General features: G+C 67.6%; 17 protein-coding genes. 12 read left to right on the forward strand and 5 right to left on the reverse strand.

The window, feature by feature from the left end:
- The first annotated feature begins 3 nt into the window (after positions 1–3).
- From ribBA to ACNFBT_RS14110, 10 genes are all read left to right on the forward strand, one after another.
- Positions 4–1,101 carry a bifunctional 3,4-dihydroxy-2-butanone-4-phosphate synthase/GTP cyclohydrolase II gene (ribBA, locus tag ACNFBT_RS14065; protein ID WP_416750222.1) on the forward strand — a complete coding sequence of 366 codons (1,098 nt, stop codon included), beginning with the start codon at positions 4–6 and terminating at the stop codon, positions 1,099–1,101.
- Between the two features lie 97 nt (positions 1,102–1,198).
- The gene (gene ribE, locus ACNFBT_RS14070; protein ID WP_081517125.1) at positions 1,199–1,675 is read left to right on the forward strand and encodes a 6,7-dimethyl-8-ribityllumazine synthase; all 477 of its coding nucleotides are present in this window, start codon (positions 1,199–1,201) and stop codon (positions 1,673–1,675) included.
- 50 nt (positions 1,676–1,725) lie between these two features.
- Positions 1,726–2,148 carry a transcription antitermination factor NusB gene (gene nusB / locus ACNFBT_RS14075; protein WP_416750656.1) on the forward strand — a complete coding sequence of 141 codons (423 nt, stop codon included), beginning with the start codon at positions 1,726–1,728 and terminating at the stop codon, positions 2,146–2,148.
- A gap of 3 nt (positions 2,149–2,151) precedes the next feature.
- Positions 2,152–3,111: a thiamine-phosphate kinase gene (thiL, locus tag ACNFBT_RS14080; RefSeq protein WP_416750224.1), complete on the forward strand. Its 960-nt coding sequence runs from the start codon at positions 2,152–2,154 to the stop codon at positions 3,109–3,111.
- A gap of 2 nt (positions 3,112–3,113) precedes the next feature.
- The gene (locus ACNFBT_RS14085; RefSeq protein ID WP_416750226.1) at positions 3,114–3,629 is read left to right on the forward strand and encodes a phosphatidylglycerophosphatase A; all 516 of its coding nucleotides are present in this window, start codon (positions 3,114–3,116) and stop codon (positions 3,627–3,629) included.
- A 9-nt stretch (positions 3,630–3,638) separates the two neighbouring features.
- Positions 3,639–4,382, forward strand: a complete 744-nt coding sequence (locus ACNFBT_RS14090) for a substrate-binding periplasmic protein (RefSeq protein ID WP_416750227.1) — start codon at positions 3,639–3,641, stop codon at positions 4,380–4,382.
- Positions 4,383–4,387: 5 nt separating this feature from the next.
- On the forward strand, positions 4,388–5,035 hold the full coding sequence (locus ACNFBT_RS14095; RefSeq protein WP_416750229.1) for a retropepsin-like aspartic protease family protein: 648 nt from the start codon (positions 4,388–4,390) through the stop codon (positions 5,033–5,035).
- Between the two features lie 377 nt (positions 5,036–5,412).
- On the forward strand, positions 5,413–6,042 hold the full coding sequence (gene ribA / locus ACNFBT_RS14100) for a GTP cyclohydrolase II (protein WP_416750231.1): 630 nt from the start codon (positions 5,413–5,415) through the stop codon (positions 6,040–6,042).
- Positions 6,039–6,455 carry an MFS transporter gene (locus ACNFBT_RS14105; protein ID WP_416750233.1) on the forward strand — a complete coding sequence of 139 codons (417 nt, stop codon included), beginning with the start codon at positions 6,039–6,041 and terminating at the stop codon, positions 6,453–6,455. Before ribA ends, ACNFBT_RS14105 begins: the two co-directional genes overlap by 4 nt.
- The gene (locus tag ACNFBT_RS14110; protein ID WP_416750235.1) at positions 6,456–7,256 is read left to right on the forward strand and encodes a cobalamin-binding protein; all 801 of its coding nucleotides are present in this window, start codon (positions 6,456–6,458) and stop codon (positions 7,254–7,256) included.
- 180 nt (positions 7,257–7,436) lie between these two features.
- On the opposite strand, the gene ACNFBT_RS14115 is transcribed toward ACNFBT_RS14110, so the two are convergent.
- Together ACNFBT_RS14115 and ACNFBT_RS14120 are read right to left on the reverse strand one after the other, a co-directional pair.
- Positions 7,437–8,450 (reverse strand): zinc-binding alcohol dehydrogenase family protein, encoded by a 1,014-nt coding sequence (locus ACNFBT_RS14115; protein ID WP_416750237.1) that lies wholly within the window; start codon positions 8,448–8,450, stop codon positions 7,437–7,439.
- A gap of 11 nt (positions 8,451–8,461) precedes the next feature.
- Complete coding sequence (locus ACNFBT_RS14120; RefSeq protein WP_416750239.1) at positions 8,462–8,749, reverse strand: putative quinol monooxygenase; 288 nt, start codon at positions 8,747–8,749, stop codon at positions 8,462–8,464.
- Between the two features lie 102 nt (positions 8,750–8,851).
- On the opposite strand from ACNFBT_RS14120, the gene ACNFBT_RS14125 reads away from it, so the two are divergent.
- Positions 8,852–9,766 (forward strand): LysR family transcriptional regulator, encoded by a 915-nt coding sequence (locus tag ACNFBT_RS14125; protein ID WP_416750241.1) that lies wholly within the window; start codon positions 8,852–8,854, stop codon positions 9,764–9,766.
- 3 nt (positions 9,767–9,769) lie between these two features.
- On the opposite strand, the gene ACNFBT_RS14130 is transcribed toward ACNFBT_RS14125, so the two are convergent.
- Positions 9,770–11,086 (reverse strand): bifunctional DedA family/phosphatase PAP2 family protein, encoded by a 1,317-nt coding sequence (locus ACNFBT_RS14130; protein WP_416750243.1) that lies wholly within the window; start codon positions 11,084–11,086, stop codon positions 9,770–9,772.
- The gene (locus ACNFBT_RS14135) at positions 11,083–11,802 is read right to left on the reverse strand and encodes a DNA-3-methyladenine glycosylase (protein WP_416750245.1); all 720 of its coding nucleotides are present in this window, start codon (positions 11,800–11,802) and stop codon (positions 11,083–11,085) included. Before ACNFBT_RS14135 ends, ACNFBT_RS14130 begins: the two co-directional genes overlap by 4 nt.
- A gap of 63 nt (positions 11,803–11,865) precedes the next feature.
- Between ACNFBT_RS14135 and ACNFBT_RS14140 the strand changes: the two genes are divergently transcribed.
- Positions 11,866–12,720 (forward strand): class I SAM-dependent methyltransferase, encoded by an 855-nt coding sequence (locus ACNFBT_RS14140; protein ID WP_416750247.1) that lies wholly within the window; start codon positions 11,866–11,868, stop codon positions 12,718–12,720.
- A gap of 227 nt (positions 12,721–12,947) precedes the next feature.
- On the opposite strand, the gene ACNFBT_RS14145 is transcribed toward ACNFBT_RS14140, so the two are convergent.
- Positions 12,948–14,174 (reverse strand): alpha/beta fold hydrolase, encoded by a 1,227-nt coding sequence (locus tag ACNFBT_RS14145; RefSeq protein WP_416750249.1) that lies wholly within the window; start codon positions 14,172–14,174, stop codon positions 12,948–12,950.
- Positions 14,175–14,383 lie beyond the last annotated feature (209 nt).

A 14,383-nucleotide genomic window follows, 5' to 3' on the forward strand; every position in this document is an offset into this window, starting at 1 on the left:
CGTATGGCACTCAACAGCATTGAAGAACTGCTCGACGACATGCGTCAGGGCAAGATGGTCATCCTCATGGATGACGAGGACCGCGAGAACGAAGGCGACCTGATTATCGCCTCCGAGTGCGTCCGTACCGAAGACATCAATTTCATGGCCCGCTTCGCCCGCGGCCTGATCTGCATGCCGATGACCCGCGAGCGCTGCGAGCGACTCGGCCTGCCGCTGATGGTGCAGCGCAACGGTTCCGGCTTCGGCACCAAGTTCACCGTCTCCATCGAGGCCGCCGAAGGCGTCACCACCGGCATCTCCGCCGCTGACCGCGCCCGCACCGTACAGGCCGCCGCGGCGAAGCACGCCGTGGCCGCCGACATCGTCAGCCCCGGCCACATCTTCCCGCTGATGGCCCAGCCCGGCGGTGTGCTGGCTCGCGCCGGCCATACCGAGGCGGCCTGCGACCTGGCACGCATGGCGGGCTTCGAGCCCTCCGGCGTGATCTGCGAGATCATGAACGACGACGGCACCATGGCCCGTCGCCCGGAACTGGAAGAGTTCGCCAAGCAGCACAACATCAAGATCGGCACCATCGCCGACCTGATCCACTACCGCCTGATTCACGAGCGCACCGTCGAGCGCCTCGCCGAGCAGCCGCTGGATACCGAACTGGGCCAGTTCAAGCTGATCACCTACCGCGACTCCGTGGAAGGCGACGTGCACCTGGCGCTGACCCTGGGCAAGGTCTGCCCGGAAGAGCCGACCCTGGTGCGCGTGCACAACCCCGACCCGCTGCGCGACCTGCTGCTGGTCAACCAGGCGGGCCGCTGGAGCCTGCGCGCGGCGATGGCCAAGGTGGCCGAGGCCGGCTCCGGGGTGGTCCTGCTGCTGGGCCACCAGGTCGGCGGCGAAGACCTGCTGGCGCACGTCCGTGAGATCAGCAATGCCGCGGCGCCCGTGCAGAAACCGACCACCACCTACAGCACCGTGGGTGCCGGTTCGCAGATCCTGCGCGACCTGGGGGTACGCAAGATGCGCCTGATGTCGGCACCGATGCGCTTCAACGCGATATCCGGTTTCGACCTCGAAGTAGTAGAATACCTGCCCGCTGAATGAACCTCACCGCCGTGCCCTGGCACGGCGGTGCCGTTCTTCTACCCTATTTGCGGAGCGTTGCTGAACGCTCCGGCTCTTTAACAGACGAGACCTGCCCATGACCCTGAAGACCATCGAAGGTACCTTCATCGCCCCCAAAGGCCGCTTTGCCCTGGTGGTTGGCCGCTTCAACAGCTTCGTGGTGGAAAGCCTGGTGGAAGGCGCCATCGACGCGCTGGTGCGCCACGGCGTCGCCCAGAGCGAAATCACCGTGATCCGCGCCCCGGGCGCCTTCGAAATCCCGCTGGTGGCGCAGAAAGTCGCCCAGCGCGGTGAATTCGACGCCATCATCGCCCTCGGCGCTGTAATCCGTGGCGGCACCCCGCACTTCGAATACGTAGCCGGCGAGTGCACCAAGGGCCTGGCGCAGGTTTCCCTGCAGTTCGGCGTGCCGGTCGCCTTCGGCGTGCTGACCGTCGACTCCATCGAACAAGCCATCGAGCGCTCCGGCACCAAGGCCGGCAACAAGGGCGCCGAAGCTGCCCTGTCCGCCCTGGAAATGGTGAGCCTGCTGTCGCAGCTGGAGGCCAAGTGAGCCAGGACAGCGGTACTCCGGCAAAGCCCGCCAAGCCCAACAAGATCGCCATGCGTCGCAAGGCCCGCAGCCTTGCGGTGCAGGCCCTGTACTCCTGGCAGATGGCGGGCCAGCCGCTCAACGAGATCGAGGCGACCTTCCGCACCGATAACGATTTCAGCGATGTCGACGGCGCCTATTTCCACGAGATCCTGCACGGCGTACCGCGCCTGAAGGGCGAGCTGGACAAGGAGTTCACCCCTTGCCTGGACCGCGCGCTGGAAGAAATCGACCCGGTCGAGCTGGCGATCCTGCGCCTCTCCACCTACGAGCTGCGCAACCGCCTGGACGTGCCGTACAAGGTGGTGATCAACGAAGGCATCGAGCTGGCCAAGACCTTCGGCGCCACCGACGGACACAAGTTCGTCAACGGCGTGCTGGACAAGCTCGCACCGCGCCTGCGCGCCGCCGAATTGCGTGGCGCCAAGCGCTGAGGCATGGGTGAGTTCGAGCTGATCCGTCGCTACTTCGCCTCGGCCGCCTGTGCGGCCGGCGGCGAGGCAGTGGCCCTGGGGATTGGTGACGACTGCGCGCTCCTCGCTCCCAAAGCCGGTGAACAGCTGGCGATTTCCACCGATACCCTGGTCGCCGGCGTGCATTTTCCCGCCGTCTGCGATGCCTTCCTGCTCGGCCAGCGCGCCCTGGCGGTGTCCGCCAGCGACCTGGCCGCGATGGGCGCCGCGCCCATCGGCTTCACCCTTGCCCTGACTCTGCCCGAGGCCGACCCGGCCTGGCTGGAAGGTTTCGCCCGTGGCCTGAACCTGAAGGCCCAGGAATGCGCCATGGCGCTGATCGGCGGCGATACCACCCGTGGCCCGCTGTCCATGACGATCACCGTGTTCGGCGCCGTGCCCGCCGGGCAGGCGATTACCCGCGCCGGCGCTCGGCCGGGCGATCTGCTCTGCGTCGGCGGCCCGCTGGGCGAGGCAGGCGGCGCGCTGCCGCTGGTGCTGGGCGAGCTGACCGCCGAGCCGGCCATCGCCGAACCGCTGCTGGCGCGCTACTGGTCGCCGCAGCCGCAGTTGGCCTTTGGCCTGGCATTGCGCGGCAAGGCCAGTGCGGCGCTGGATATTTCCGACGGGCTGCTGGCCGACTGCGGGCATATCGCCCGGGCCTCCGGCGTGGCGCTGGTCATCGAGGCCGAACGTCTGCCGCCGAGTGCGCCATTGGAGGCACTGCTGGGCGCCGAGCGCGCACGGCAACTGAAACTCGGCGCCGGGGATGATTACGTACTGGCCTTCACGCTGCCGCCCGAGTACCTGCCCGTCCTTTCCGCGAACTGGCCGCAACTCTGCGTGGTCGGTAGGGTGGAGGCCGGCTCCGGCGTCCGCGTGCTGGACGGACAGGGCGCCGATATCACGCCGCGCCAGGGCGGCTACCTGCATTTCATGGAGTGACCGTGACAGAACAACCCAACCAGGCCCCCGCGCAACCCGTGCCCCATTCGGTATGGCGCAATCCCTGGCATTTCCTGGCCTTCGGCTTCGGTTCCGGCACCCTGCCCAAGGCGCCCGGCACCTGGGGCTCGCTGGTTGCGCTACCCTTCATACCACTGTGGCAGATGCTCCCGGACTGGGGGTATTGGCTGATGCTGGGCGTGACCATGCTGTTCGGCTTCTGGCTGTGCGGCAAGGTCGCGGATGACCTGCGGGTGCACGACCACGAAGGCATCGTCTGGGATGAGATGGTCGGCATGTGGATCACCCTCTGGCTGGTGCCGGAAGGCTGGTGGTGGCTGCTGGTCGGTTTCGTGGTGTTCCGCATCGTCGATATTTCCAAGCCCTGGCCGATCAGTTGGGTCGACCGCAATGTCCATGGCGGCGTGGGCATCATGCTCGATGACGTACTGGCCGGCGTGTTCGCCTGGCTGGTGATGCAGGGGCTGACCTGGGGTTGGGCCCGCTGGCTGATCTGAGGACGATCGATGCGCCGACTGCTGTGCCTGCTCTGCGTACTGTGGTGGCTGCCGGCATGGGCGGATGCCCCGCCTACTGAGATCCGTGTCGCCAGCGAGGCGTGGGTCAACTACACCCAGGCCGATGGCCGCGGGCTCGCCTGGGACCTGCTGCGTGCGCTGTACGAGCCTGAGGGCGTGCGCCTGATCCCCCGCAGCGAGCCCTATGTGCGCTCGGTCGGCCTGGTGCAGCGTGGCGAGGCGGACGCCTGGATCGGCTCCTATCGCGACGAAATCAGCAACATCATCTATCCCCGCTGGCCCTACGACGTCGACCCCATCGGCGCGCTGGGGCGCAGGGATTCCCCGCCGCCCAAGCTGGCCGACCTGGACCGTTACCGCCTGGCCTGGATGCGCGGCTACTCCTTCGACCGCTACCTGGATCACCTGGGGCAGCGTAACGAACTGCAGCGCCGCAGCTCGGCATTGCCGATGCTCGACAGCCGGCGGATCGACTATTTCATCGATGCCCGCCCCGAGCTTGAAGAGATGCTCCAGGGCAAGGGCGTCGATGCCAGCGTCTACCGGATCACCGATATCGCCACGATTCCGCTGTATCTTGGCTTCGCCAACAACGAACGCGGCCGGGCGCTGGCGCAGTTGTTCGATGCGCGCATGCAGGCGCTCTATCACAGCGGTGAGCTGGAGCGCCTGTTCGACCGCTGGCATTGGCCCTACGCCCCCCTGAAGCCGCTGCTGCCACCCAAGGAGTGATCGTGATGCCGCGTCTGTTCCTGTTGTCCTGCCTGTCCCTCTGCACCGCGCTGGCGCTGGCTGCGCCCCAGGTGCGCGTGGTGGGCCTGTTCCCCGGGGCGGCGGTGCTCAGCATCGACGGCCAGCGCAAGCTGCTCAAGGTCGGCCAGAGCGGCCCGGGCGGGGTTCAGCTGGTCAGCGCCGACGCCCACAAGGCGGTGCTGCGCGTCGGTGGCGTGGAGCAGGCCTACGAGCTGGAGCGCGAGTACAACGGCAGCGGCTATTCGGCGCCGGCGGCGCGTACCGAGATGAGCATTGCCCGCGGCAATGGCGGCCATTACTGGGTCTCCGGGACCATCAACAACCAGAGCGCGCAGTTCCTGGTGGACACCGGCGCCACGTCGGTGGCGATGAACGAGGGCCAGGCGCGCCGCCTGGGCATCGACTATCGCGCCGTCGGTACGCCGATGATGGCGTCCACCGCCAGCGGCACGGCCAGGGGCTGGAAGGTTTCGCTCAACAGCGTGAAGCTCGGCGGCGTCGAGGTGCTGGGTGTGGAGGCGGTGGTGCTGGAGGGCGAATTCCCCACCGAAATCCTGCTCGGCATGAGCTACCTCAACCGCGTGGGTTGGCGTGAGGATCAGGGCATGATGTATATCCAGGCCAAGCACTGAGAGCCTGTCCAGAATCTGCTGCGCGTCGGCATAACTACGTTAAAAACAGGCTCGGAAGCCGCTTGCGGCTAACGCACTTCAGTGCGGTCCCGGAGGGGCGAGCGAAGCGAGTCATGCTCATTTACAGCTTGTAAACTCCGCTTCCTCGCCCGTTTGATTCGCTGGCGCTCACCCTTCGGGCCAGCCTGCGGCTGTTACTCCCGTTGGTCGTTGAGCCTTGTTCTGCTCTAGCTCGCGAGATTCTGAACAGACTCTGGCGCGCCGCTTCCATCGATGGCGTCGATGCTTATCTTGCAGAATTCGCAATGACGGTGCGGCCGGCGCTGCTGCTACAATGCCGGTCCTCCTTCCTTAGATAAATCTTTCAGGAGTTTCCGGTGTCTGTCGTTTTCGTCGCCGCCTCCAAGCTGCCCACCCCCTTCGGCGAATTCACCATGCATGGCTTCCTCGATGAGGAAACCGGCAAGGAACACGTCGCCCTGACCATGGGCAAGCTCGACGACGGCCAGCCGGTGCTGGGGCGTCTGCATTCCGAGTGCCTGACCGGCGATGCGCTGTTCAGCCTGCGCTGCGACTGTGGCTTCCAGCTCGAAGGCGCACTCTCGGCCATCGCCAAAGAAGGCCGCGGCGTGCTGCTGTACCTGCGTCAGGAAGGCCGTGGCATTGGCCTGCTCAACAAGATTCGCGCCTACGCCCTGCAGGACGAGGGTGCGGACACCGTGGAAGCCAACCTGGCCCTGGGCTTTGGCGCCGACCAGCGCGACTACGCCATGTGCCTGTCGATGCTCAGGCACCTGGGCGTCTGCTCGCTGAAGCTGATGACCAACAACCCGCGCAAGGTGAAGGCGCTGGAAGGCTATGGCCTGACCGTCGCCGAGCGCGTGCCGCTGCAGAAGGGCCTGAACCCGCACAACAAGCGCTACCTGGCGACCAAGGCCGGCAAGCTCGGCCACATGCTGGGCAACATGCATCAGGGCGAAGCCGAGGCCGAGGTCGAGGCTTCGTGAATCGCGCCGTCGCGCGGCGCCGGCTGAATCTGATCTGGTGGCTGCTGCTGGCCCTCGCGCTGGCGCCGCAGCATCTGCTGCTGGCGCTGGTCGGTGAAACGGGCTGGTCCGAACAGCTGGCCACGCCGGTTTTCGTGGCCGGCCTGATCTCGATGTTCCTCACCCTGCCGCTGTTCCGTGGTTACAAGCGCGCGCTGGTCGCTGCACAGAATGCCCGCGACATGGCCGGCGAGCCTGCTGCCTGGCAGGCGCTGGGTGCCGCGCAACGCCGTGGCGTGCTGGTCGGCAGCCTGCCGGCATGGATCGGTGCCCTGGCGGTGCTGGTCGACCTGAGCGGCGTGGCCGTCCTGCTGCTGGGGCTGGCCAGCCTGGTCATCCTCTGGCTGTACCGCATTCCCCGCCAGCTCCTCTGAATGCGCCGGCTCCTCTGCCTGTTCACCCTGTTGCTGGCGCTGCCGCTGGCAGCGGCGGAGCGGGTGGTCAGCCTGGCGCCGTCCCTCACCGACATGGTGCTCGAACTGGGCGCGACCGACCGGCTGGTCGGTGTGCTCGACGGGGGACCGCGCCCGCCGGAACTGGAGGGCCTGGCCTCGGTGGGGCGCTATGGGCAGGTGAACCTGGAGCAGGTGCTCAGCCTGCGTCCCGACCTGCTGCTGGTCTGGCCCGGTGCGGTGCCGGACGCGCAACTGGTGCAGTTGAAGTCCTTCGGTATTCCCCTCTACATCGCTGATCCCCACCGCCTGGAAGACGTCGCGCGGCAATTGCGCGAGCTGGGCGAACGCCTGGGCCGGCAGGAACAGGGCCGGACCCTGGCGCGGCAATTCGAGGAGCGCCTGCAGGCGCTGCGCAGCCAGTATCACCGCGAGCGGCCGCTGAAAGTCTTCTATCAGGTCTGGAATCGCCCGCTCTACACGCTCGGTGGCAATCAGATCATCAGCGACGCGCTGGGCGTCTGCGGTGGCCGCAACCTGTTCGCCGACCTCAGCCTGCCTGCGCCGCAGGTCAGCCAGGAGGCCGTGCTGGCGCGCGATCCGGAAGTGATCCTGGGGGGCAGCCATGCCGAGCTGCAATCCTGGACGCAGATGCCGCAGCTGACCGCCACTCGCCTGGGCCAGCTCTGGCCGATCCCCGACAAGAACCTGGAGCGGCCGAGCTACGCGATGCTCGAGGCGACCGAGAAACTCTGCCGGTTGCTGGCGGGTGCGAAACCGTAGGGCGTACAACCGTTCGCGGTTGTACGCCGTTACACCTGACGCATGTCCATCCGCGGGGGGCAGGTCGGACGCCCGTTTGAATGGCGCCCTGGCCAACTCTGGAGCGGGCTTCAATCAAGGCCAATCGGCGTATAACGCGGAGCGTTATACGCCCTACGCCAGGCTTGAGCCGGTGCTGGCTTAGAACCCCTCCAGCACGATCTTGCCCTTGGCCGTGTTGCTCTCCAGCAGCGCATGGGCGCGGCGCAGGTTAGCCGCGTCGATCCGGCCGAAGTGCTCGCCCAGGGTGGTCTTCAGCACGCCGCTGTCGATCAGCCCGGCCACGCGCTCCAGCAGCTTGTGCTGCTCGATCATGTCGGCAGTCTGGAACATCGAGCGGGTGTACATGAACTCCCAGTGCAGCGACAGGCTCTTCTGCTTGAGCTGGCGCACGTCCAGGTTCTCCGGGTCGTCGATCAGCGCCAGGCGGCCCTGCGGGCGCAGGCTGGCGACGATCTCGGGCAGGTGCGCCTCGGTCTGGTTCAGGCTCGCCACGTGGGTGACTTCGCCGATGCCGATGCGTTTCAGCTCCTGGCTCAGCGGTTTGCGATGGTCGATCACGTGGTGCGCGCCGAGGTTGCGCACCCATTCCTGGGTTTCCGGGCGCGAGGCGGTACCGATCACGGTCATGCCGGTGAGCTGGCGCGCCAACTGGGTGAGGATCGAGCCGACCCCGCCGGCCGCGCCGACGATCAGCAGGCTCTGGCCCTTGCTGGCGCTGCCCTCGGCCACCTGCAGGCGGTCGAACAGCAGTTCCCAGGCGGTGATGGTGGTCAGCGGCAGGGCCGCCGCATGGGCGAAGTCCAGGCTCTGCGGCATGTGGCCGACGATGCGCTCGTCCACCAATTGCAGTTCGGCGTTGCTGCCGGGTCGGGTCAGGTCGCCGGCGTACCAGACCTTGTCGCCCGGCTTGAACAGGCTGACTTCGCTGCCCACCGCGCGGACCACGCCGGAAGCATCCCAGCCGAGCACCTTGTACTGGCCTTCGGCGGGCTGGGCGCGCAGGCGCACCTTGGTATCCACCGGGTTGACGGAGATGGCGCGCACTTCCACCAGCAGGTCGCGCGGGCCGAGTGTGGGCTCCGGCAGCTGGATGTCGAGCAGGGCGTTCGGGTCGCTGCTGGGCAGGCTTTGGGTGTAGCCGATGGCTTTCATGGGGCAGTCCTTCAATCGATACGGTTCATCAGGCGGATATCGAGTTCCGCCAGGTCAGGTTCGGAGGCCTTCAGCAGGGCCTGGAAGTGCGGGCTGGCCTCGTGTTCGGCCAGCGCCTCCTCATCGCGCCACTGTTCGATCATGTAGATCAGGTCGGCGTCCTTGATGTCGCGGTGCAGGTCGTACTGCAGGCAACCGGCTTCGGCGCGGGACGGCGCGAGCATGTTGTGCAGGTGCTGCTCCAGGCTGTCGGCGCGGCCGGGCTTGGCGCGAATGATGGCGATCAGGGTCAGGCTCATCCGGAAGTCTCCAGGTGCGAGAAAAGTGACAGGCATGCTGCTCTCTTTCGTCGGGAAGAAAAACCGCGTAAGTAGAGAGTCTCTTTCAAAGGATTTTTGAAAATGCTGCGTTTCGACGACCTGCAGATATTCGTCCGCACCGCCGAGCGCGGCAGCCTCTCCGCCGCGGCCCGCGAGCTGGAGTTGTCGCCGGCGGTGGCCAGCGCCGCGCTCAAGCGCCTGGAAAGCGAGCTGGACGTGCGCCTGTTCGCCCGCTCCACCCGCAGCCTGCGCCTGACTGCCGAGGGTGAGCTGTACCTGGCCCACGCCCGCGCCGCCTTGCAGAGCCTGGACGATGGTCGCCAGCTATTGGCCGGCGGCAAGAGCGAGATTGCCGGCAACTTCCAGGTCTCGGCGCCGTCGGATTTCGGCCGCAACGTGCTGCTGCCCTGGCTCGATGAATTCCAGACGCTGCACCCGCGGATGAACCTGCGCCTGCTGATCAGCGATCGTCTGGCCGATCTCTACCGCCAGCCGGTGGACGTGGCCTTCCGCCTCGGCCAGCCTGGCGATTCGAACCTGGTGGCGCTGCCGCTGGCCCCGGACAACCGCCGGGTGCTCTGCGCCGCGCCGCAGTACTTTGCCCGCCACGGCAAGCCGAAGCACCCGGACGAGCTGCAACGGCACAACTGCCTGCTCTACATGCTGGGAGGGCGGGCCCACGAGCGCTGGCGCTTCAGCGATAGCCGCAGGCAGCACGAGGTGACGGTGCGCGGTGACCGCCTCTGCGACGACGCCGAGGTGGTGCGGCGCTGGGCCGTGGCAGGGCAGGGGTTGGTCTACAAGTCCTGGCTGGACGTGGCGGCCGACGTGCGCGCCGGCCGCCTGGAGGTCGCGCTGGCGGAATACCTGGGCGAGGCCACGCCGATGAACCTGTTCTGCACCCACCGCGCCCAGCTCAGCCGGGCGGTGACCCAGTTGCGTGAGTTCGTCCAGCTGCGCTGCGCCGAGCTGATGCGCGACCGCCCCTGGGCGTGAGCCTTACAGGGGCTGGTAGCGGTGAAGGGCGCCGCCCAGGCCCCAGATGCTGGCGAAGGCCAGCAACATCAGCGCGGTCGGCAGCAGGCGCCACCAGATGCGCGGGGCCAGTGCCGGCAGCTCGATGCGCCGCTGGCTTATCCACAGGCTGGCGGCGCACACCGAGGCGCCGAGCAGGGCGCCGGCGATGATGTCGCTGGGCCAGTGGGCGCCCAGGTAGACCCGTGAGATCGCGATGCAGGCTGCCGGAATGACCGCCAGCAGCATCCAGGTCAGGCGCACGCGCGGGCTTTTCTCGCGGCTGGCCAGCACGCCGAGCACCAGGAAGAAGGCGAAGGATGCCGAGGCGTGGCCGCTGGGCATGCTGAAGGCGGACAGCGGGTCGGCGATCACCTCGGGGCGTGCGCGGCTGAAGAGATGCTTGAGCGTGCCGTTCAGCAGCGCCGTGCCCACCAGGGTGCCGGCGGCGAAGAAGGCATGGCGCCACAGGCGCAGCACGGCGAGGAGGAGTGCGAGCAGGGCGCCGGCGATGAACTGGGTGCGGAAGTCGCCGACCCGGGTGACGGCTACCATCACCTCGTCCAGCCAGCCCTGGCGATGCTCCTGCACCAGCGCCATCAGCCCCTTGTCGAGGGCGTCCAGGTGCGGCCAGCCGATCAGCATGGCGACCAGCAGCGCGAAGCAACCGATGGCGCCGATCAGCGGTGCATTGCGTTCCTTGCGCAGTTCGGCGTGGATGATCAGCGCGAGCACGACTGTGATGCACGCGGCAACCACGCCGGCTTCTGCCCAGAAGCCTTCCGGCAAGGGCAGGCGCATGGCCGCGCCGGTCGCCCAGCCGGGCACCAGGTAGGCGATGGACCAGCCGGCGGCGGCGACGATCGAGACCGCGAGGAAACGCCCGAAGGGCATGTCGAGCATGCCGGCGATCATCGGCAGGAACGGCCGCAGCGCGCCGATGAAGCGCCCGACCAGCAGGCTGGCGACGCCGTAGCGGGCGAAGAAGCCTTCGGCGCCGGCCAGCCATTCCGGGTGATGGCGCAGCACCGGCAGGCGGCGGATGTCCTGGTGGAAGTGGCGGCCGATCCAGTAGGACGACAGATCGCCCAGCAGGCCGCCGAAGAAGGCCAGCGCCAGGGTTTCGCCCAGGCCCAGGATGCCGCTGCCGGCCAGCACGGCGATGGCGAAGAGCATCACCACGCCGGGCAGGATGATGCCGATGATGGCGGCGCATTCGAGGAAGGCGGTCAGGAACAGGACCCCGGCGAGCCATTGCGGGTGGGTGGCCATCCAGGTGTTGAAGGCGGCGAGGTCGATCATCGCAGAGGGGTGTCCTGAGTTTCGAGCAGGTGGTAGTCGCGTCCTTCGACCTGGCCGCGGCGCAGTGGGTTGCGCGTGCAGAAGGGGGCGAAGGCGGCGTCGACGAAGCGGTATTGCAGGTGCTCGTCGCGGCCATGGGGAATCCCCAGGCGCGCGGCCTGGATGACTTGCGCGGGGTGCTCGTCGAGGTCGTCGACGAACAGTCGCAGCGGGTCGAAGCGTTGGGCGTCCCAGTCCGGCACCTTCAGGCCCATGGCGCGGCAGAGCAGGGTCTGGCCGGCGCAGAGCTTGCCGATGGGGCGCTCGCTGCCGTCGGCGGCCGGGTTGAGCTGGCGCATGCGGGCCAGGGCGGCGTCGCCGGAGACGCGGTCCATCCAGGGATGCCCGGATTTGATCAGCACCGCGTTGCCGGCGCCGCCGGCACTGAAGTTGAGCGAATCGCCGCCGCGCGCGTAGTACATATAGATGTGCCCGCCATCGAGGAACAGCGCCTTGCGCTTCTCGGTGTAGCCCAGGGAGGCATGGCTGCCTTTCTCGGCCAGGTAATAGGCTTCGGTCTCGATGATCCGCGTCGACAGCCAGAGCTCGCCGACCCGGTGGCGGATCACCTTGCCCAGCAGTTCGCGGGCGACGGTGAGCGCATCGCGGTTGAAGAAGGTATCCGGCAGGGGATTGGCGTCGGGCCAGGGCAAACTTAGGTTGGGTTCGTCGGGCATCGGATTGTCGGGCCAGGAGAGCCGGTCTTAGGCTGGCGAATCATAACAACAAGAATCTTAACCATGCCTGAACGCGTCCGGGCCGACAGCGCCCACATCACTCCCAGTGCGCACTACACCGGCTACGTGTGGTACCGCCATCAACTGGCCGAGCCGGCGTTCGCCACGACCTTCGGCCGCTGGGTGCATGGCTGCGTGGCGCCGATCAACTGGGGCGCGCGCATCGGCTTTGGCCTGGATATCGAAGATTTCCTGCTGCAACGTCATCTGCTGATAGACGCCCGGCTCACCCAGGCCATCGAGCAACGCGAGGTCACCCAGGTGGTGGAGATCGCCTGCGGGCTGTCGCCCCGCGGCCGACGTTTCCGCCAGCGTTATCCACAGCTCACCTATCTCGAGGCCGATCTGCCGCCCATGGCTGCGCGCAAGTCGGAACTGTTGCAGGAACAGGGCTGGCTCGACGGCAAGCACCGCGTGCGGCCTGTGGATATCCTCGCTGAGCAGGGCGAACAGAGCCTCGGCGCCTTGCTGGCCGGGCTCGACCCGAGCCGCCCGGTGGTGGTGATCACCGAGGGCCTGGTGAATTACTTCCAGCGCCCGCTGATCGAGGGCTTCTGGCGGCGGCTGGCGGAGGCCCTGCGGGTGTTTCCGGAGGCGACCTACCTGACCGAGCTCTACCCCGACCTGCGCGAGCACCCGCGCTACCGGCAGATTCGCTGGGGCGTGGGGCTGATCGGGCGGCTGACGCGGGGTGGGTATCCGTTGCATTACCGGAGCGCGGCGGAAATCGAGCAGGCGTTCATTGGTTGCGGCTTCGGTCGCGTCGGAGTGCTCGATCCGCAGGTGGAGGGGGCGGGATTGGGCTTGCCCCAGGGGCGGATGCCGAGTCTGGTGCGGGTGGTCGAAGCGCGGGTTTGACCGATTGTTCGCGATCATGGACTGGGCGCCCTCTCCGGTCCTAGAGGGGACGCTTGGTGCTGGGATTTCCCTCACCCTAACCCTCTCCCGGAGGGAGAGGGGACCGATCGGCGCAAGTTGAAACCGCAGTCTCAGCCGGCACAAGCGGCTCCCTCTCCCTCTGGGAGAGGGCTGGGGTGAGGGGAGGGCCCGAGCGCCGGAGTATCCGTCTTAAGAGTCGCGCGTCATCAAGCCGCGCACGCCCCCTGCTGCATCGGCACCACCATCGCCGCCAGCGCCGCGCTGGCCTGCGGATCGCCGTGGGCGAAGATGAAAGCCAGACCGTCCGCACTGTAGCGCAGCGGCAGAATATCCAGCTCCGGCAGGCCGGCGGCGGTCAGCTTCCAGCCCCGCACAGGGCGGTCAGCCGGCAGCTCGACGCGGATCAACCCGCCGAAGTACCCCAGCTCCGCCAATTCGCAGCGCCATTCGCCGCTTTCACTGTTGCGCAGCACGGCCCGCGTATCGGCCGGCGCCAGGCGCGGCTCGAAGCGGCGCTCCAGGTGCAGCAGCTGCTGGCGCTGGAAACGTGTGCTGCCGGCAGCGCTGCGGGGGAGGGCCTCGCCCAGCAGGAAGGGGTTGTACAGCCGGGCGCAGGCGTCGCGGCGCTCGAACTGGGCCAGGTGGTCGGCGTTGTGGATCAGGGCGAATTGCGCGTCCGCACAGGCATGGGCGAACTCGGCGTGCTCCCATGGCTGGGTGAAGTGGTCGTACTCGCCGGCCAGCACCAGCGTCGGGCACTGCGGATGGCGATCGAAGCCGCCGAAGGCCAGCAGGCGCTGGCTGTTCTGCCGGTAGCGCTCGATTTCTGCCGGGGTCAGGCGTTGCAGCTGGCGCAGCAGGGCCTTGCGGAATACCGGGGAGACGCCGGTGTCGGCCAGGCGCAGCGGGTTGATCAGGCCGGTCAGCACGCCGTGGGCGAAGGGCGCCTGCTCGCCCAGTTCCAGGCGCGCCAGGGCTTCCTCCAGCAGGGCGCGGGCGCCGGGACGGCCGAAGGCGGTGATGCCGGCCAGCAGCAGGCGCGCGCAACGCCGGGGATGGCGGGCGGCGAACAGCGCCGCCAGGGCCGAGCCATAGGACAGGCCGATGGGCATCAGCGGCGGCAGCTGCAGGGTTTCTGCAAAGGCGGCGATCAGGTCGGCCAGGTCTTCCAGGCTCAACTGCGGCGCCAGTTGCAGGTTGCCGCCCTGGCTGGGCAGGTCGAGCAGGATCACCGGATGCCCGGCGAGCAGCTCGGACACCTCGCTGGCGAAGGAACGGAAGCTCTGGAAGGCGCCGCCCAGCAGCAGCACCGGCGGGCGTGGATCGTCTTCCCGCGAGGAGAAGGCCTGGTAGTGCAGTTGCCAACCGTCCAGATCGAGCACCGTCGGAGCGGCGGTCAGCGTCTGGGCGCTGTAGTCGGTGCGATAGCGCATGGCAGTTCTCCGGCGGTGGGCCGCCTCTTGTTGTTCTTCCCTGGCGCCGTGTGATGGAGGCACGGGGGCATTTCGCCATGCTCGAAAAGTAAACAGTGGATACGAATTTGTTTACCCAACCTTCGGGGGGCGTTGCGGGGGGAGAGCTGCCTGGGTGTCACCGTTTCGCCGCCAGGCGCCTGACGGCGCGCAGGGACTGCGTTACCCGG

The organism is Pseudomonas sp. NY15181, from assembly GCF_048068055.1.
Lineage (GTDB): Bacteria > Pseudomonadota > Gammaproteobacteria > Pseudomonadales > Pseudomonadaceae > Pseudomonas.

Bases quoted from the DNA above. Each gene is read 5' to 3' on its own strand.
- thiL (WP_416750224.1), top strand. From the start codon at position 2,152: ATGGGTGAGTTCGAGCTGATCCGTCGCTACTTCGCCTCGGCCGCCTGT.
- nusB (WP_416750656.1), top strand. From the start codon at position 1,726: ATGCGTCGCAAGGCCCGCAGCCTTGCGGTGCAGGCCCTGTACTCCTGG.
- ACNFBT_RS14130 (WP_416750243.1), bottom strand. From the start codon at position 11,086: ATGATCGACCTCGCCGCCTTCAACACCTGGATGGCCACCCACCCGCAA.
- ACNFBT_RS14125 (WP_416750241.1), top strand. From the start codon at position 8,852: ATGCTGCGTTTCGACGACCTGCAGATATTCGTCCGCACCGCCGAGCGC.
- ACNFBT_RS14140 (WP_416750247.1), top strand. From the start codon at position 11,866: ATGCCTGAACGCGTCCGGGCCGACAGCGCCCACATCACTCCCAGTGCG.
- ribE (WP_081517125.1), top strand. From the start codon at position 1,199: ATGACCCTGAAGACCATCGAAGGTACCTTCATCGCCCCCAAAGGCCGC.
- ACNFBT_RS14135 (WP_416750245.1), bottom strand. From the start codon at position 11,802: ATGCCCGACGAACCCAACCTAAGTTTGCCCTGGCCCGACGCCAATCCC.
- ACNFBT_RS14110 (WP_416750235.1), top strand. From the start codon at position 6,456: ATGCGCCGGCTCCTCTGCCTGTTCACCCTGTTGCTGGCGCTGCCGCTG.
- ACNFBT_RS14145 (WP_416750249.1), bottom strand. From the start codon at position 14,174: ATGCGCTATCGCACCGACTACAGCGCCCAGACGCTGACCGCCGCTCCG.
- ribBA (WP_416750222.1), top strand. From the start codon at position 4: ATGGCACTCAACAGCATTGAAGAACTGCTCGACGACATGCGTCAGGGC.
- ACNFBT_RS14095 (WP_416750229.1), top strand. From the start codon at position 4,388: ATGCCGCGTCTGTTCCTGTTGTCCTGCCTGTCCCTCTGCACCGCGCTG.
- ACNFBT_RS14120 (WP_416750239.1), bottom strand. From the start codon at position 8,749: ATGAGCCTGACCCTGATCGCCATCATTCGCGCCAAGCCCGGCCGCGCC.
- ACNFBT_RS14090 (WP_416750227.1), top strand. From the start codon at position 3,639: ATGCGCCGACTGCTGTGCCTGCTCTGCGTACTGTGGTGGCTGCCGGCA.
- ACNFBT_RS14115 (WP_416750237.1), bottom strand. From the start codon at position 8,450: ATGAAAGCCATCGGCTACACCCAAAGCCTGCCCAGCAGCGACCCGAAC.